Origin of the sequence: Saccharopolyspora hordei (assembly GCF_013410345.1) — a bacterium.
Taxonomy (GTDB): Bacteria; Actinomycetota; Actinomycetes; order Mycobacteriales; family Pseudonocardiaceae; genus Saccharopolyspora; species Saccharopolyspora hordei.
The window spans coordinates 1,736,546-1,753,501 of record NZ_JACCFJ010000001.1; the positions used below are offsets into that span (position 1 = coordinate 1,736,546).

16 protein-coding genes and 2 pseudogenes are annotated in these 16,956 nt (G+C 73.3%); 10 read left to right on the top strand and 8 right to left on the bottom strand.

Annotated features, from left to right (window positions below; translation table 11 throughout):
- Entirely contained in the window at positions 1–309 is a 309-nt protein-coding gene (locus tag HNR68_RS08210) for a hypothetical protein (RefSeq protein WP_179719184.1), read from the top strand.
- 48 nt (positions 310–357) lie between these two features.
- Positions 358–1,107, top strand: coding sequence for an alpha/beta hydrolase (locus tag HNR68_RS08215; protein WP_179719186.1), 750 nt, complete (start codon positions 358–360; stop codon positions 1,105–1,107).
- Between the two features lie 42 nt (positions 1,108–1,149).
- Here the strand turns inward: HNR68_RS08215 and HNR68_RS08220 are convergent, their stop codons facing one another.
- Both HNR68_RS08220 and HNR68_RS08225 read right to left on the bottom strand, forming a co-directional pair.
- A complete protein-coding gene (locus HNR68_RS08220; protein WP_179719188.1) occupies positions 1,150–1,659 on the bottom strand; it encodes a GNAT family N-acetyltransferase in 510 nt (169 codons plus the stop codon).
- Between the two features lie 89 nt (positions 1,660–1,748).
- Entirely contained in the window at positions 1,749–2,168 is a 420-nt protein-coding gene (locus HNR68_RS08225; protein WP_179719190.1) for a GNAT family N-acetyltransferase, read from the bottom strand.
- Between HNR68_RS08225 and HNR68_RS08230 the strand changes: the two genes are divergently transcribed.
- The 3 genes from HNR68_RS08230 to HNR68_RS08240 are packed head-to-tail and all read left to right on the top strand — an operon-like array spanning position 2,167 to position 6,083.
- Positions 2,167–2,931, top strand: a complete 765-nt coding sequence (locus tag HNR68_RS08230; protein ID WP_179719192.1) for a 3-hydroxybutyrate dehydrogenase — start codon at positions 2,167–2,169, stop codon at positions 2,929–2,931. The genes HNR68_RS08225 and HNR68_RS08230 overlap by 2 nt on opposite strands.
- Positions 2,932–2,959: 28 nt before the next feature.
- Positions 2,960–4,297, top strand: coding sequence for an MFS transporter (locus tag HNR68_RS08235; protein WP_179719194.1), 1,338 nt, complete (start codon positions 2,960–2,962; stop codon positions 4,295–4,297).
- A gap of 4 nt (positions 4,298–4,301) precedes the next feature.
- On the top strand, positions 4,302–6,083 hold the full coding sequence (locus HNR68_RS08240) for a GAF domain-containing protein (RefSeq protein WP_179719196.1): 1,782 nt from the start codon (positions 4,302–4,304) through the stop codon (positions 6,081–6,083).
- 37 nt (positions 6,084–6,120) lie between these two features.
- Here HNR68_RS08240 and HNR68_RS08245 read toward each other — a convergent pair whose 3' ends face one another.
- Entirely contained in the window at positions 6,121–7,350 is a 1,230-nt protein-coding gene (locus tag HNR68_RS08245) for a tannase/feruloyl esterase family alpha/beta hydrolase (protein ID WP_179724776.1), read from the bottom strand.
- A 183-nt stretch (positions 7,351–7,533) separates the two neighbouring features.
- On the opposite strand from HNR68_RS08245, the gene HNR68_RS08250 reads away from it, so the two are divergent.
- Both HNR68_RS08250 and HNR68_RS08255 read left to right on the top strand, forming a co-directional pair.
- Positions 7,534–8,481, top strand: a complete 948-nt coding sequence (locus HNR68_RS08250) for an extracellular catalytic domain type 1 short-chain-length polyhydroxyalkanoate depolymerase (RefSeq protein WP_179719198.1) — start codon at positions 7,534–7,536, stop codon at positions 8,479–8,481.
- 89 nt (positions 8,482–8,570) lie between these two features.
- Positions 8,571–9,386: an alpha/beta fold hydrolase gene (locus tag HNR68_RS08255; protein ID WP_179719200.1), complete on the top strand. Its 816-nt coding sequence runs from the start codon at positions 8,571–8,573 to the stop codon at positions 9,384–9,386.
- A gap of 6 nt (positions 9,387–9,392) precedes the next feature.
- Here HNR68_RS08255 and HNR68_RS08260 read toward each other — a convergent pair whose 3' ends face one another.
- The 4 genes and pseudogenes from HNR68_RS08260 to HNR68_RS27580 all read right to left on the bottom strand — a co-directional run.
- Positions 9,393–10,088 (bottom strand): GyrI-like domain-containing protein, encoded by a 696-nt coding sequence (locus HNR68_RS08260; protein WP_179719202.1) that lies wholly within the window; start codon positions 10,086–10,088, stop codon positions 9,393–9,395.
- A 44-nt stretch (positions 10,089–10,132) separates the two neighbouring features.
- Entirely contained in the window at positions 10,133–10,276 is a 144-nt protein-coding gene (locus HNR68_RS08265; RefSeq protein WP_179719204.1) for a hypothetical protein, read from the bottom strand.
- Positions 10,277–10,329: 53 nt separating this feature from the next.
- A pseudogene (locus HNR68_RS27385) lies at positions 10,330–10,608 on the bottom strand (hypothetical protein); the annotation flags it as partial.
- A 946-nt stretch (positions 10,609–11,554) separates the two neighbouring features.
- A pseudogene (locus tag HNR68_RS27580) lies at positions 11,555–12,325 on the bottom strand (M protein); the annotation flags it as partial.
- A 340-nt stretch (positions 12,326–12,665) separates the two neighbouring features.
- On the opposite strand from HNR68_RS27580, the gene HNR68_RS08275 reads away from it, so the two are divergent.
- The 3 genes from HNR68_RS08275 (at position 12,666) to HNR68_RS08285 (ending at position 16,420) form a co-directional block, all read left to right on the top strand.
- The gene (locus tag HNR68_RS08275) at positions 12,666–13,067 is read left to right on the top strand and encodes an SPW repeat domain-containing protein (RefSeq protein ID WP_179719208.1); all 402 of its coding nucleotides are present in this window, start codon (positions 12,666–12,668) and stop codon (positions 13,065–13,067) included.
- A gap of 108 nt (positions 13,068–13,175) precedes the next feature.
- Complete coding sequence (locus HNR68_RS08280; protein ID WP_179719210.1) at positions 13,176–13,826, top strand: TetR/AcrR family transcriptional regulator; 651 nt, start codon at positions 13,176–13,178, stop codon at positions 13,824–13,826.
- Between the two features lie 197 nt (positions 13,827–14,023).
- Complete coding sequence (locus tag HNR68_RS08285) at positions 14,024–16,420, top strand: penicillin acylase family protein (RefSeq protein ID WP_343049997.1); 2,397 nt, start codon at positions 14,024–14,026, stop codon at positions 16,418–16,420.
- Between the two features lie 55 nt (positions 16,421–16,475).
- On the opposite strand, the gene mce is transcribed toward HNR68_RS08285, so the two are convergent.
- The gene (gene mce, locus HNR68_RS08290; RefSeq protein WP_179719214.1) at positions 16,476–16,922 is read right to left on the bottom strand and encodes a methylmalonyl-CoA epimerase; all 447 of its coding nucleotides are present in this window, start codon (positions 16,920–16,922) and stop codon (positions 16,476–16,478) included.
- Between the last annotated feature and the right edge of the window lie 34 nt (positions 16,923–16,956).

Below are 16,956 nucleotides of genomic sequence, written 5' to 3' on the forward strand. Positions count from 1 at the left end.
GTGCCTCGACGGAACCGCCCGCGCCGCCGCCCGACCGTGGACACCAGCCACCGCGCGGTGGGCACGGTCTTCGGTGCGTCCCGCGTCGAGCACGGCCCGGACGGCGAGTGGATGGTGCGCACCGTCCCGGCGGCGCAGGCCACCAAGCTCTACCGGTGCCCCGGCTGCGACCACGAGATCCGGCCGGGTGTCGCGCACGTGGTGGCGTGGCCGAGCGCGGCACTCGGTGGTGTCGAGGAGCGCCGCCACTGGCACAGCGGCTGCTGGAACGCGCGCACCCGCCGCGGACCCACCCGGCGCTGGTCCTAGCGCACGTCACACCGTCTCGGCCACCCGTCCGTGGCAGGATCGGGGACGATGAGCACCGAGATCCGCGCCAACACCGTGCTGCCCGCGCGCCGCGAGCCGATCACCCTGCACACCGCCGACGACCTGAAGCTCGTCGGTGAGCTCGCCCTGCCGGAGTCCCGGCCGCCGCGGGCCACGCTGATCTGCCTGCACCCGCTGCCCACCCACGGCGGCATGATGGACTCGCACATCTACCGCAAGGCGGCGTTCCGGCTGCCGGCGCTGGCCGACCTCGCGGTGCTGCGGTTCAACACGCGCGGCACGGCCAGCGAGGCGGGCCGCAGCGAGGGCAGCTTCGACGGCGGCGACGCCGAGCGGTTCGACGTGGCCGCGGCGCTGGAGTACGCCGAGTTCCACGACCTGCCGCACGTGTGGCTGGTGGGCTGGTCGTTCGGCACCGACCTGACGCTGGTGCACGGCCTGGACCCGCTGGTGGAGGGCGCGGTGCTCATCTCCCCGCCGCTGCGCTGGAGCACCGAGGAGCACCTGCGCGCCTGGGGCGAGTCGGGCAAGCCGGTGCACGCGCTGGTGCCGGAGTTCGACGACTACCTGCGGCCCGAGGAGGCGCGGAAGCGCTTCGCCGCCATCCCGCAGGCCGTGGTGACCGGGTTCCCCGACACCAAGCACCTGTGGGTCGGCAAGGCCGAGGCCGCGCTCGACGCGATCGTGCGGACGGTGGCGCCGGAGGTGCCGACGCCGCTGCCGCGCACCTGGGACGGCCCGGCGGAGACCCGGCAGGTCACCATCGTCAGTTCCTGACCCCGCTCGCCGGGCGCGGTGGTGACAGGAAGGTTCCCATGCTCACGTCGACCGGAACACCAGCTCCGGTCGGCCGTCGCGGTGCCGCTCCAGGTGCAGCGTGAAGCCGAGCTTCTCGGCGACGCGCGCCGAGGGCGCGTTGCCGGTGTCCGTCACGATCACCACGGGCCGCTCGGGGCGGTGCTGGTGCGCCCAGCGCAGGGCCTCCCGGGCCATCTCCAGCGCGTAGCCGTTGCCCCACGCGCTCGGCCAGAGCCGGTAGGCGAGGTTCAGCACGTGTTCGCCGACCTCCCACGCGTGCCGGACGCCGCCGAAGCCGATCACCTCACCGGTGTCGGCGAGCCGGATCGTCCAGTACCCGATGCCGTCGGTGCTCCAGTCGTCCAGGAACCAGTCGAGCAGCTCGAGCGCCTGCTCCGGGGTTCGTCGGGACCAACCGTCGTGCGGGTGGGCCTCCGGGGCGCTGTGCAGGGCGACGAACGCGTCGGTGTCGGCCGTTCGCAGCCGGCGCATCACCAGCCGGTCAGTGCGGATCTCTGCTGGCTCGACCATCCCGTGGACGGTAGTCCACCGCCCTTCGCCGAGCAGCCGGTTCCCGACATCGGTGACAGGAAGGTTCCCATCCTCACCTCGGGCGGCCGTCAGCCCCGGTGCGGCGCGGCCAGCCGGAACTCCAGCTCGGGTTCCCGCCGACCGTCGAGCCGGCGGCGGTCGACCAGCGTGAACCCGAGCTTCTCGGCGAGCCGGACCGACCGGGCGTTGTCGGCGTCGGTCGTGATCACCACGGGCCGGTCGGGCCGGTGCCACCGTGCCCAGGTGATCGCCGCCCGGGCCGTCTCCGTCGCGCAGCCGCGGCCCCGTGCGGATCTCGTCGGGGCCGGCCATGCGCGGACCGCAGTCCGCCGCCCACTCGCCGAGCAGCCGGTCTTCCGGCGCGGGTGACAGGAAGGTTCCCATGCTCGCACCCCCGCCGTGTGGGCGGGAGGACCACGAGGTGGTGCCGACTTGTGGTGGTCGCGCACATGGTCGAGCCGTGCGCAGCGCCTTACCGTCCACGGCATGAGTGACAACGGGCACGTCGGTGCGCTGGACGGGCGGGTGGCCCTGGTGACCGGTGCGGGCAGCGGGATCGGGCGCGCCTGCGCCCACGCGCTCGCGGCCGACGGGGCGCAGGTGCACGTCGTCGACCGCGACCGGGCAGCCGCGGAGCAGGTGGCCGGGGAGGCCGGGGGTCACGCGCACGTGGTGGACCTCGCCGACCCCGCGGCGGTGGACGCGCTGCCCGCGGCGGTGGACGTCCTGGTCAACAACGCCGGGTTCCAGCACGTCGCCGCGCTGCCGGACTTCCCCCTGGACGTCTTCACCCGCATGCAGCAGGTGATGGTGACCGCCCCGTTCCAGCTCGTGCGCAACGCGCTGCCGCACATGTACGCACGGGGCTGGGGTCGCGTCGTGCACGTCTCGAGCGTGCACGGGTTGCGCGCCAGTGCGTACAAGGCCGGCTACGTGACCGCCAAGCACGCCCTCGAAGGACTGTCCAAAGTGGTCGCTCTGGAGGGTGCGGCGCACGGCGTGACGAGCAACTGCGTCAACCCCGGCTACGTCGACACACCGCTGGTGCGCGCGCAGGTCGCCGACCAGGCGGCCGCGCACGGGGTCGACGAGTCCGAAGTGGTCGAGGACGTGCTGCTGCGGCGGGCCGCGCTCAAGGAGCTGATCGACCCGGCGCAGGTCGCCGAGCTCGTGCGGTGGCTGTGCGGCGACCACGCCGCCCACGTCACCGGGGTGTCGCTTCCCATGGACGGCGGCTGGACCGCCGCCTGAACCGGCCTGACACGAAGGAGTGTTCACTGTGGCCAGCAACAGACCCGGCGACCGCCGGGGCGGCTCGATCGCGCGGATCGTCGGTGCGAGCCTGATCGGCACGACCGTCGAGTGGTACGACTTCTTCCTCTACGGGTCGGCCGCCGCGCTGGTGTTCAACCAGCTGTTCTTCCCCGAGGCCGACCCGCTCACCGGCACGCTGCTGGCGTTCACCACCTACGCCATCGGGTTCATCGCCCGGCCACTGGGCGGGCTGGTGTTCGGCCACTTCGGCGACCGGGTCGGTCGCAAGAAGCTGCTGGTGGTGAGCCTGCTGATGATGGGTGGCGCCACCTGCGCGATGGGGCTGCTGCCCACCTACGCCGCGGTCGGTGCGCTCGCCCCGATCCTGCTCACCCTGCTGCGCCTGGTGCAGGGCTTCGCGCTCGGCGGTGAGTGGGGCGGCGCGGTGCTCATCGTCTCCGAGCACGGCGACGACCGCCGGCGCGGGCTGTGGGCGTCCTGGCCGCAGTGCGGCGCGCCGGGTGGCAACCTGCTGGCCACCGCGGTGCTGGCGGTGCTGGCCGCGACGCAGTCCGACGAGCAGTTCCTCGCCTGGGGCTGGCGGGTCCCGTTCCTGCTGTCCGGCGTGCTGGTGGTCATCGGCCTGTGGATCCGGCTCGCGGTCGCCGAATCCCCGGTGTTCCTGGAGGCGCAGCGCAAGGCCGAGCAGCGCAGCGAGCACGTGCCGGTGGTGGAGGTGTTCCGCGCGCACTGGCGCGAAGTGGTCATCACCATCGGGGCGCGGATGGCCGAGAACGTCTCCTACTACGTGCTCACCGCGTTCATCCTGGTCTACGTGACGGGTCCGCTGGAGCTGCCGAAGTCGGTGGGGCTCAACGCGGTGCTGATCGGGTCCGTGCTGCACTTCGTGGCCATCCCGCTGTGGGGTGCGCTGTCGGACCGGGTGGGCCGCAAGCCGGTGTACCTGTTCGGCGCGGTGGCGACCGCGGTGTGGGGCTTCGCGTTCTTCGCGCTGCTGGACAGCAGGTCGCCGCTCGTGATCACGGTGGCCACCACCATCGGCTTGCTGCTGCACGGCGCCATGTACGGCCCGCAGGCGGCGTTCTTCGCCGAGCAGTTCACCACCCGGGTCCGCTACACCGGCCTGTCCGTCGGTGGGCAGCTGTCGTCGATCGCGGCGGGCGCGCTGGCACCGATCGTCGCGGTGTCGCTGCTGCAGAACTTCGGCAGCACCATCGCGGTCTCGCTCTACCTGGTGGCGATGTGCGCGCTGACCGTGGTGGCGGTGCTGGTGGCCCGGGAGACCGCGGGCGGTTCCCTGCACGAGGACGCCCCGCAGGGGCGGGCCGTGGTGTCACGATGAGCGGGTGAGCGACGACGTGGTCCGGCTGCTCGAACTGCTCGCCAGCGGCGCCAGCAGCGAGCAGCTGGCGCACGTCGCCGTCGAGGACCCGCGGCTGGGCCGGGCGACCGCGCTGGCGCTGCGGATCCACAGCACCCTCCACGCGCACCGGCGGCGGGAGGCCGAGCTCAGCGCGCTGTTCGACACCGCCAGCGACCTGGCCAGGCTGCGCGACACCGACGCGGTGCTGCGGTCGATCGTGCGGCGGGCCCGCACGCTGCTCAGCGTCGACGTCTCCTACCTCAGCCTCAACGACGAGGCCGCGGGCCGCACCTACGTGCGGGTCACCGACGGGTCGGTGTCGCCGCTGTTCCAGAAGGTGACGCTGGGCATGGGGGAGGGGCTGGGCGGTCTGGTCGCGCAGACCGCCCAGCCGTACGCGACCCGCGACTACTTCCGCGACGAGCGGTTCCGGCACACGCACCCGATCGACTCGGCGGTCCGCGACGAGGGCCTGACCGCGATCCTGGGCGTGCCGCTGGCGCTCGGCGAGCAGGTCATCGGCGTGCTCTACGCCTCGGACCGCACCCGCCGCGAGTTCACCCCGGACGAGATCGCGCTGCTGTCGTCGCTGGCCGACCACGCCGCGATCGCGCTGGACAACGCCGCGCTGCTGGAGGAGATCAGCGAGCAGAGCGCCGCCCTGCGGCGCGCGGAGGAAGCCCACGACCGGCTCATGGACCTGGTGCTCCGTGGCGCCGACGTGCCCGAGGTGGCGGCCGCGGTCGCCGACGTCCTGCACGGCGAGATCGGCCTGTTCGACGCCGACGGCACCGAGATGACCGGCGCCGACCCGGTTCCCCCGGTTCCCGCGGCCGCCGCCGTCGCGGCCTCGCGCGCGAGCGGACGCGCGATGTCCACACCGGACGGTTGGGTGTGCGCGGTGCAGGCCGGGCCGGAACTGCTCGGCAGCATGGTGCTCGCCGGCCGCGGTGACCTGGTGGACGCCGACCGGCGGCTCTTCGAGCGCGCCGCGGTGGTCACCGCGCTGCTGCTCATGCTGCGCCGCTCGGTCGCCAAGGCCGAGGACGAGGTGCGCGGGGAGCTGCTCACCGACCTGCTCACCGCGCCCGAGCGCAACCCGGCGGCGCTGCTGGCGCGGGCCGAGCGGCTGGGCCTGGACCTGGCGCAACCGCACGCCGTGCTCATCGCCCACGCCGAGAGCGTGCCGCGCACCCGCCTGGCGGTGGCGGCCGCCCGCTGCGCCGCGCTCGCCGGCATCCACGCCGAGGAAGTGGTGCTGCTGGTCCCGGACACCGACCCGGGGGCGCTGGCGTCCCGCGTCGCCGGCACGCTGCGGTCCGCAGTGGACGGTCCGGTGACGGTGGGTGCCGCGGGTCCGGCGCACGGGCCCCGGGAGATCGCGGCGGCGCACGCCGAGGCCGCCAGCTGCCTGCGGGCGTTGCTCGCGCTCGGCCGGACCGGCGAGGGTGCGTCGATGGAGGGACTGGGCTTCCTGGGGGTGCTGCTGGGCGAGCAGACCGACCTGGACGGCTTCGTGCGGCGCACGCTCGGCCCCGTGCTGGACTACGACGCCCGCCGGGGGACGGAACTGCTCGCCACGCTCCGGGCGTACTTCGCGTGCGGGACGAACCTCAGCCGCGCCAAGGACGTGCTGCACGTCCACGTCAACACCGTCGTGCAGCGGCTCGACCGCATCGGGTCGCTGCTCGGCGCGGACTGGCAGTCACCGGACCGGGCGCTGGAGATCCAGCTGGCCCTGCGCGTGCTCGCCCTGCAGGGCTGACGCGGCGGGTGACAGGAAGGTTCCCGTCCTCGCACCGCTACCGGCGCAGCCAGTCCCGCATCTCGTCGAACGCGGCCTGGAAGTGCGGGGCGAGCGGGCGCAGCCCGGGGAACTCGTCCACCAGCCCGTCGGTGTGGTTGCCGCCCTCGATGCGGTGGTAGCGGTGCAGGTGGCCGCGACCGGCCTCGGCCACCATCGCGGCGTAGACGTCGGAGCTGCGGCTGATCGGCAGCAGCGTGTCGAGGGTCCCGTGCAGGGTGATCAGCGGCTTGCCGATGCGGCCGGTCAGCGCCACGCGCTCGACGGCCCGGTGCACCTCCTCGGGCCGGGAGGCGTAGTCGTAGTCGGCGTCGCAGTGCGGGGTCCCGCTGCGGCAGAACGGGAACCCGGCCACCTGGTCGCCGTCGTAGCCGGGGTCGAACTCCTCGCGGTAGATCCGCTGCGTCAGGTCCCAGTAGACCTGGTGGTGGTACTCCCACAGGAAGTGCGAGCCCGGTGCGAAACCCGCGGCGAGCAGGGCCTGTTCGTCACCCTCGGGATGGGCGCGCAGCGCGGTGGGCAGGAACGTCAGCAGGTTGTCGCGCTGCGTCCACAGCGTGCCCTCCCAGTCGATCCCGCCGTCGTAGAGCCACGGCCGGTTCTCCAGCTGCCAGCGCACCAGGTAGCCGCCGTTGGACAGCCCGGCCGCGAGGGTCTGCGCCGGCGGCCGGCCGTAGTGCTGCCGGACGGCGAGCTTGGCGGCGACGGCCAGCTCGGTGACCCGGTGGTTCCACTCCACCACGGCGTCGCCGGGTCGCCTGCCGTCGGTGTGGAAGTCGGCGCCGGTGTTGCCCTTGTCGGTGGCGGCGAAGGCGTAGCCGGCGGCCAGCACGTGGTCGGCGATCGCCCGGTCGTTGGCGTACTGCCTGCGGTTGCCCGGGGTCCCGGTGACGACCAGCCCGCCGTTCCAGCGCTCGGGCAGCCGCAGCACGAACTGGGCGTCGTGGTCCCAGCCGTGGTGGTCGTTGGTCGTCGAGGTGTCCGGGAAGTAGCCGTCGACCTGCACCCCGGGCACCGGGTCCGGTGCGGGCAGGTCGGCGGGGGTCAGCCCGGCCCAGTCGGCCTGCACGGTGTGTCCCGAGGCGAGCGTCCCGGTGGTGGTCAGGTCGGTCAGGCACGCCGATTCCTGGTGCACCGCGCCGGGAACCCGCACCTCGGGGCCGCAGCGCTGCGCGGCGGACGCGGTCGGGACGAGCAACGCGGTGGCGAGCAACCCGGCGGACAGCAGCGTGATCGGCCTGCGCACGACGCACCTCCTGGAGAGATCGTGCGATCACGGTAAGCCCGGTCGCCGGCCCCGGACATGTGGTCCGGGCACACAGAAGATCGTCTGGGAGTAGCGGCGTCCACGGTGGAGAGCGGGCCGAGATCACCTCTACCGTGATCTGGACCACGAGGAGGTGGTTCAGTGATGCGGTTGTTCTCCCTGGCAGCGGCGGTGCTGCTGGCGGCGGTCGTGTCCGCCCCGACGGCGTCGGCGGCCGAACTCCGGGAAGTGACCGGGTTCGGCAGCAATCCCGGCGCGCTGCGCATGTTCGAGTACGTGCCCGACGGCCTGCCGGAAGGACGCCCGGTGGTGGTCGCGATGCACGGGTGCACCCAGGACGCGGCGGGCTACGGCACCGGCGCGGGCTGGGTTGAGCTGGCCGAGCGCGCCCAGTTCACCCTCGTGCTGCCGCAGCAGGAGCAGCTCAACAACGCCAACCGGTGCTTCAACTGGTTCCAGGCCGGCGACACCGCGCGGGGCAGCGGTGAGGCCGAGTCGATCGCGCAGATGGTCCAGCACGCCCTCGGCGAGACCGGCGGCGACCCGGCGCGGGTCTACGCCACCGGGCTGTCCGCTGGAGGCGCGATGACCGCGGTCATGCTCGCGGCCTACCCGGACGTCTTCGCCGGGGGCGGGATCGTCGCCGGTGTGCCGTTCGGCTGCGCCACGAGCGTGGTCGACGCGTTCACCTGCATGAACCCCGGCAAGGACCGCACACCCGAGCAGTGGGGCGAGGCGGTGCGCGGCGCGAGCTCTCACCAGGGACCGTGGCCGACGCTGAGCGTCTGGCACGGCACCACGGACAGCACCGTGGCGCCGGCGAACCAGCGGGAGCTGGTGGAGCAGTGGACGGACGTGCACGGCATCCCGGCCACCCCGACCTCCACCGACACCATCGCGGGTTACCCGCACGAGGTCTACGCCGACAGCTCGGGCCGCACCCTGGTCGAGACCGTCGCGATCACCGGGATGGGCCACGGACAGCCGATCGACCCCGGATCGGGCGAGGAGCAGTGCGGACAGGCCGGGGCCTACCTGCTCGACGTGGACGTCTGCGCCGCCTGGCACCTCAGCGAGTCCTGGGGCCTGTAGGCGGGAGGTGACAGGAAGGTTCCCGTGCTCCACGCGACGCGCCCCGCGGGAGGGGCGCGTCGTCGCACTCCGTGCGGCACGATGGGGCCGTGCACTACATCGAATCGGGTGCCGGAACGCCGCTGGTGCTCCTGCACGCGTTCCCGGCGGACGCACGGATGTGGGACCAGGCCCGGGCGGGCCTGGAGGAGCAGGCGCGGGTGATCGCCCCGGACCAGCGCGGCCTCGGGGAGAGCCCGCTGGACGGGTCGTGGGCGCGGAGCCTGGCCGAGCCCGACGACGCCGGCCGGGTGGCCGGGCACCCCAGCATCGACGCCGCGGCTGCCGACGTCCTGGAACTGCTCGACCGGCTGGAGCTGCCGAAGGTCGTGCTGGGCGGTTGCTCGATGGGCGGCTACGTCGCGATGGGCGTGCTGCGGGCCGCGCCGCAGCGCGTCGCCGGGCTGCTGCTGGTCGACACGAAGGCCGTCGCGGACGACGACGAGCAGCGCGCCAACCGCCTCGAGGTCGCGGACCGGGCGGAGCGCGAGGGCACGAGCGGGTGGCTGGCCGACAGCACGCTGCCGAACCTCCTCGGGCGCACGACGCACGAGCAGCGCCCGGAGGTGGTCGCGCGCGTCCGGGAGCTCGTCGAGGCGCAGCCGGCGGACGGCGTCGCGTGGGCGCAGCGGGCCATGGCGAGCCGCCCGGACAGCACCGACGTGCTGCGCGCCTACACCGGTCCCGCGCTGGTGGTCGTGGGGGAGGAGGACGCGCTCACCCCGCCGGAGCACGCCCGGGGACTGGCGGACGTGCTGCCGGCGGGTGAGCTCGTGACCCTGCCCGGCACTGGTCACCTGCCGCCGGTCGAGGCACCGGAGGAGTTCGCCGCTGCCGTCCGACCGTGGCTGGCCGAGCTGGGCTGACCGGCGCTAGTCTTCGTCCTTCGCGGGCAGGCGCGAGTCCCGCTCCTGCGCCTTCGCTTCGAGCCGCCGCAGCTCGTCGGCCATCTCGCTGGGCAGCACGAAGTACTGGCCCGACCCGCGCCGGGCACGGGGGTTGGTGTCGTCACCGGTCGGCGACTCCGGGTCCACCATCGGTGTGGTCCTTTCCTGTGCGCTCTGCCTGCAACCACCCTTGCTCGTAGAGAGAGCCGAGCGCCGGGACGATGACGCGCACCGCGGCGACCAGGCAGGACGCCAGCTCGTCCGGATGGGCGACTGGATCTCGGTCACCGTCCCGTCCAGCCCGGCGAGGGTGACCTCCCGCTCGTTGCCGGTCGGCTGGTGACCAGCAGCCTCCCTCCACTGCGCCAGCGCCTGGTGGGCCGGCAGGCAGTCGTCCGTCGAACCGCGGTGCACGATCGTGGCCGCCCGCTCCACCGCAGGCAAGTCCACGACAGCGGACTCGAACGCCGGATCCGGGTCGACGCTGACCGGCAGCCCCGCGTGCACGACCACGTCGTCGCTGTCGTGGTCGCCCTCGTCGGAGGCGGTCGCCGGGCCGACCGGCGTCACCCCGGCCCGCTCCAGCGCCGCGCACAGCTCGGCGTAGAGGCCCTGGACCGCCGGCCCGATCGACTGCGGGGCCGTGGTCCGCGCCGTGCCGGACAACTCGGCCGACCGCACCGCAGGCAGGTCACTCCCTCGGCAGGCAGCGTGCCCTCCGCTGATCACCCGGAGCCGCGCCGCACGTCGTCCGACCGGGCCGTGTCCGCCGCGGTCCGGTTCTCCAGTGCCGCCTGCCGCAGCACGAGCGTGCCGCGCAGCTGCACGGCGCTGAACCGCTCGCCGAGGACCTGCCGCACCTGCTGCACGGTGAGCCGAGCTCCTCCAGCGCGACGATCCGGTCGAGGCGGGCGAGCTGGGCCGCGTGGTGGGCCCGGTGCCCGGTGGACCGGTCGACGTGGGCGGGCGGCAGCAGCCCGATGGCGTCGTGGTGGTGCAAACACGCGGGCCGGACACCCGCCCGTGCCTGGCGAGGTCTCCGGTGCTGAACAGGACGTCCCCGGTCCACGACCCACCACCGTGTCAGGTGCGAGGGCTTCCCCGCGGACGTCGGGCCCGCCGGACGGCACCTCGAGTCGGTGCCCGAGGTGCCGACCGGATCAGCGTCGCTGCCGGCCGGTGGCCTGCGAGCGCTGACCACCGCGCGGGGCCTCCTCCGGGACCGGCAGCTGGATGCGGCGGGTCGGTTCGTCGTGCGGACCGCGCTGGGCCTTCGCGCTCTGGCCGCGGACCACGTCGCGGTGGATCTGCTCGGTCGGGCCGTCGGTCAGGGAGTCGTCGCTCGACGTCGGTTTCCCTTGCTGCGCGGGCACGTCCCCGCTCTTGCCGGGCTCGGTCTTCGCCGACGCCTCGCCGTTCCCCGCCTCCGGTTCGCCGGACGCCGCTTCCGGCTTCGCGCTCTTCTCCGCCGGCTTCCCGGACTCCGCGGACCCCGCCTCGGCCTCCGCCGGTGTCGCGTCCGGCTGCGCGGACCCCGCCTGCTGCGCCTTCCCGTTCTGCTTCGCCGGCTCCGGCTTCGCCGGTTCGGTCTCCGCGGTCTCGCCGTCGGAGTCGCGGCTGTCCTGGGCGAGGGCCTCTTCGGCGTCCTTGCGGGCCTGCTCGCGCGCTTCGGCCGCCGCCTGGCGGAGCTTCTCCTCCTCGGCGTCCTCCTGGTCGAGGCGCTCGAGCAGCGGCGTGGTCTGGCCGAGCATCTCGGCGGCGTCGCGCAGCTTCTTGGCCACCGCGTCGCGCAGCTGGGTCAGCGAGTGCACGTGCTCGTCGGCCTTGGCGAGGCGGCGCTGCACCTCCTCGGTGGTCGAGCCGAGGCGGGCGCGGGCGTCCTCGCGGGCGGTGGCGACCAGGCGCTTGCTCTCGCGGGTGGCCTCGTCGATGAGACGGGTGGCCTCCTCGGTGCACTCGCGGACCATCCGCTCGGACTTCTCGGTCGCCTCGTTGACCAGCCGCTCGGCTTCCTGCTTGGCCTCGCGCAGCCGCTTCTCCGCGGCTTCCTCGCTCTCCCGCTTGCGCTTCTCGGCGGCCTCGACGCTCTCGCGCTCGCGCTTGGCGGCCGCCTCCTCGCTCTCGCGGGTCAGCTTCTCGGCCTTCGCGGTGGCTTCGCTGACCAGCCGGTTGGCCTCGTCGGTGGCCTCCCGGACCCGGCGGTGGGCCTCGTTGGTGCCTTCCCGCAGCCGCCGGTTGGCCTCGTCGGTGGCCTCGCGGACGCGGCGTTCGGCCTCGGCCTTGCTGGTGGCCTCCTGCTCGGCCAGGGTGCGCATCGCCTCGCTGCGGCGCGCGGCCATCGCGATCTCGAAGTCCTCCTCGACCTGCGCGCGGCGGGCTTCGGACTCCTTGTCGGCGCGCTTGCGGTTCTCCTCGGCCTCGCGGGTGATCCGCTCCGCCTCGGACTTGGCCTTGTCCATCAGCGCCCGGTGCTCGGTCTCCATCTCCGAGCGCCGGGTGTTGACCTCGGCGAGCAGTTGCTCGTAGCGGTTGCGGAGCTCGGTGGCCTCGGCTTCGGAACGCGCGCGGATCTGGGCCGCGTCGTTCTCCGCGCGACTGCGGATCTCGTTGGCCTCGTCCTGGGCGAGCCGCAGCATCCGCTGCAGGCGCTCGCTGAGGCCCTCCAGCGTCGTCGGCGGCTTGGCCAGCCGCTCCACCTGGCCGCGCAGGCTCTCGATCTCGGAGCGGGCCGACTCCAGCTGCTTGGACAGGTCGTTGGCTTGGGAGACGGCCGCGTCGCGGTCCGCGGTCAGGATGCGGATGTCGGCGTCGAGCCGCTCCAGGTGCTCATCGACCTGGGCGCGGTCGTAACCGTTCTTGCGAACGAGGTCGAACCCCGAACCAAGGGGGAGCAAGTCGCGGTCGTCGGCAAGGCCCATGGCACCAAGCTACCTGGAAGACGACGTCGTTGTGGGAGGTGTGGCGCGTATCGGCCGGATTTCGGTGAACCGTTCACGAACTTCCGGTGGCCCGGCGCGTCGTGACCGCGAGACCTGCACGGGCGGTGATCCTCCGGACACGCCGAGCACTCCCTGGAGATCACCCGACAGGCGACCGCCGAACCCGGGTTCCGCGCCGGCGGACCGGGTGGGGAGAGGGGGCTTCGTCGAACGCGGGTTCGCCGAGGGAACTCGCAGGTCGAAACGCCCGGGACCACCCGGCTGACGGACTTGACCGGCTGGCCAACCAAGCGTGCAATGGAGTTGTGGATCGTGCTCGATGGAGGTGATCGACGTGGCCGAGAGGTCGAGCGGTTCGACTGTGAAGCCGTGGGTCCGCTGGCAGGACTGGGCCGGTGTGGTGCTGGGCGCCTACCTGGTCCTCGGCACGCTGTGGACGCCGACGGACACGGCGGCGATGTCCGCGATGATCGTGCTCGGGGCACTGCTGGTGGTCGCCAGCGTGTGGTCGTTGGCCATGCCCGGCTCGGTGATGAGCGAGTACTGCCACATGCTGCTGGGTGCGCTGCTGTTCATCTCGCCGTGGGTCCTGGGGTACTCCGAGCTCACGGGCGCGTCGTGGACCTCGTGGATCGTCGGCGTGCTGGCCGTTCTCGCTGGAGCGGCTGCGCTGCCCGAGGCCAACGCCGCGCACCGCGGCGGCATGGCGGGCCAGCACTGACCGCTCGAGCCGTGGGCGGTGCGACCCGCTCACGGTCGGTGCGCGCGGCCTGGCGGTAGTCTCCGGGCCGCGCGCGATCCCCGCGCGCAGGAGGTGGAGGTCTGGTTCATGGCACAGGCGCCGGGTCGCCGCGGCTCCGGTGCGCGGGAGTCCACTTCGGATGCGCGACCGGGAGACGACGGTGCCTCCGCGCGCGAGCGGATCCTCGAAGCGGCCGGGGAGCTGTTCGCCGAGCACGGTTTCGAGGCCACGCCCACGTCGCGGATCGCGGAACGGGCCGAGGTGCCGAAGGGCCTCATCCACTACTACTTCCGCCGCAAGCAGGACCTGCTGACCGCGCTGGTCGACCGGCTGCCCGACGAACCGGTGGTGTCGGACCGGATCGCGGTGCGCGGGGACGTCGCAGGCAGCCTGCGCCGGCTGGTGCGCGAGCTGGACGCCAGGTTGGAGGCGTCACCGCTGCTCAGCCACCTGCTGTGGCGCGAGGCGGACACGCACGTCGCGGTCCGGGAGGCGCTGCAGCGGCGCTTCCGGCACGTCGCCGAGCAGATCCGCGGGGTGATCGAACTGGCGCTGCCGCCGGGCCCGGTCCGCTGCGACGTCGACACCGCCGCGCTGCTGCTGGCGCGGGTGGTCAACCACCGGCACTCGGTGGCCCGCCACGGCGCGCACGAGGACGAGCTGGAGCGCGAGATCGGCTTCATCGCCCACGCGCTGGAACTGGGCGTCGGCGCCCCGCACCGGGTGGAACCCGCCTGACGGCGCCCGGACCGACGGGGTGGCGGGCGCTTCCCCCGCGTGCGCTCCGGTGCCCGCCTCGCCGCGAGAACCGGTCCCGCTCCGCCGCCGCGGTGCATCACGTCGGATGAAAGGTGCCTCCCGAAGTCGATCCAGTGTTGTGAAAGATCGTTCCGCGCGCTAAGAACCTTCCGCAGGCGTCGATGCGGGAGGTTGTGGTGGGCGTTGGACAGGTGCGGTTCTCCCGGCGTCAGGGACTGGTGGCCACGGCGGTCGGGATCGCAGGTGCCGGGATGATGGCGGCCACGGGGAGTTCCGCGCCGGACGCGACGACGGAGCGCTGGACGTACCGGGTGCGGGGGCTGCGGGCCCCGGTGGAGCTGATCGAGGACCGCTACGGCGTGCCGCACCTCTACGCGCGCAGCGAGGACGACGTCTTCCTCGCCCAGGGCTTCAACGCCGCCCGCGAGCGGCTGTTCCAGATCGACCTGTGGCGGCGCCGCGGCCTCGGGCAGCTCGCCGAGGTGCTGGGCCCCGAGTACGTGCCGCAGGACCGGGCCACCCGGTTGTTCCTGTACCGGGGCGACATGGACGTGGAGTGGTCGCGCTACGCGCCGGACGCGCAGCGGATCGCCACCCAGTTCACCGCCGGGATCAACGCCTACCTGGACTGGCTCGACGAGCACCCCGAGCACCTGCCGCCCGAGTTCGGCATCCTCGGCTACCGGCCGGCCCGCTGGGACCCGGCGGACGTGGTCCGCATCCGCAGCCACGGCCTGACCCGCAACCTCACCAGCGAGGTCGTGCGTGCCCGGGTGGCCTGCGCCGCGGGCGTCGACGCCGACCAGGTCCGGCAGGGCCTGCAACCGGACCACCGCACGGTGGTGCCCGACGGCTTCGACCCGTGCGCGCTGCCCGACGACGTGCTCGAGGTCTTCGACCTCGCCACCCAGCAGGTGGAGTTCGCCGACGGGAGCATCCGCAAGGCGGTGGTCCGCGACCCGGCCACCGAGGGCAGCAACAACTGGGTGATCAGCGGGGAGCGCACCGCCACCGGCCGCCCGATCCTGGCCAACGACCCGCACCGCGCCTACTCGGCGCCGTCCCTGCGCTACGTGGCGCACCTGTCCGCGCCCGGGCTGGACGTGATCGGGGCGGGCGAGCCCGCTCTGCCCGGCATCTCCATCGGGCACAACGGGACCGTCGCCTTCGGGCTGACGATCTTCCCGATCGACCAGGAAGACCTCTACGTCTACGAGCTCGACCCGGCCGACCGCACCCGCTACCGCTACCGGGACGGCTGGGAGTCGATGACGGTGCTGCGCGAGGAGGTCGCGGTCCGCGGCGCGGAGCCGCAGACCGTCGAGCTGCCGTTCACCCGGCACGGCCCGGTGATCCACGTCGACGAGCAGCGCAACCTCGCCTACGCGGTGCGCACCGCGTGGCTGGAACCGGGCATGTCGCCGTACTTCGGCAGCATCGCCTACATGCGGGCGCGCAGCTTCGACGAGTTCACCGAAGCCATGCGCCGCTGGGGAGCGCCGACGGAGAACCAGGTCTACGCCGACGTGGACGGCAACATCGGGTGGGTGCCGGGTGGCCTGGCGCCCAAGCGCGTCGGCTACGACGGCCTGCTGCCGGTGCCCGGCGACGGCCGCTACGAGTGGGACGGCTTCCACTCCGGGGACGACCTGCCGCGGGTGCTCAACCCGGAGGAGGGGTTCATCGCCACGGCGAACCAGTTCAACCTGCCGCCGGAGCACCAGGGCATGGGGCTCGGCTACGAGTGGACCAACCCCTTCCGGCACCAGCGGATCGTCGAGGTGCTGTCCTGCCAGCGCGCGCACACCATCGCCGACTCGCAGGAGCTGCAGAACGACCAGCTGTCCATCCCGGCGCGACGGTTGGTCGGGCTGCTGTCCGAGGTGGACAGCGGCGAGTCCGACCTGCGCCGCGCGCTGCGCCTGCTGCGGGACTGGGACGCGGTGGAATCGGCGGACTCGGCTGCGGCGGCGCTGTTCGAGGTGTGGCTGTCCAAGCACCTCGGGCCCGGGTTCGTGCGGGCCGCGGTGCCCGCGGCCGCCGACGTGATCGGCGACGCCGACACCCTCGTGCTGCTGCGCGAGCTGGAGCAGCCGGGCCGGTGGCTGCCGGACGCGGCGGCCCGCGACCGCCTGCTGCTGTCCACGTTGCGCTCGGCCTACGCGGAGGTGCGGGAACGGCTGGGGCGCGGCGAGGGGACGTGGAAGTGGGGCAGGCTGCACCACAGCTTCTTCGAACACCCGGCCTCGGGGGCGTTCACCGAGATCGACCGGGCCCGGTTCGACGTCGGCCCGCTGCCGCGCGGCGGTTCACCGGACACGGTGAACCAGTCATCCTACCGGACCAGTGACTTCCGGCAGACCAACGGTCCCTCGTTCCGGATGGTGCTGGACGTGGGCGACTGGGACTCCTCGGTGGCGGTGAACACGCCCGGCCAGTCCGGGAACCCCAACGACCCGCACTACCGCGACCTCGCCGAGCGCTGGCGCACCGGCCGGTACTTCCCCCTCGCCTACACCCGGGAGGCGGTGGAGCGCGTCGCCGAGCGCCGGATGCTGCTGGTGCCCGCGTGACGGTTCGTGAGTGCGAGAACCGGCTGGAGCCGGTCTCCGCACTCACGACCGGTCCTCAGTGGACCTCGGCGGGCTCCACGAGTTCGACGAGCACGCCGCCGGCGTCCTTGGGGTGCACGAAGTTGATCCGGCTGCCCGCGGTGCCCCGGCGCGGCTCGCCGTAGAGCAGCCGCAGGCCCTTCTCGCGCAGCGCGGACATCGCAGCCTCCACATCGGTCACCCGGTAGGCGAGCTGCTGCAGTCCGGGACCGTTGCGGTCCAGGAACTTCGCGATCGCCGAGTCCTCGCGCAGCGGTGCGATGAGCTGCACCTGCGTCGCACCGGTGGCGTCGCCCGGGGCCCGCATCATCGCCTCGCGCACGCCCTGTTCCTCGTTGACCTCGGAGTGGGCCACCTCCAGGCCGAAGGTGTCCCGGTGGAAGGCGATCGCCGCGTCCAGGTCCGGGACCGCGATCCCCACGTGGTCGATCGCGGTGACCAGACCGCTGAGTTCCGCTCGCATGTCGCGAGCGTAACCGTGCTCTTCGCGCTGGGAA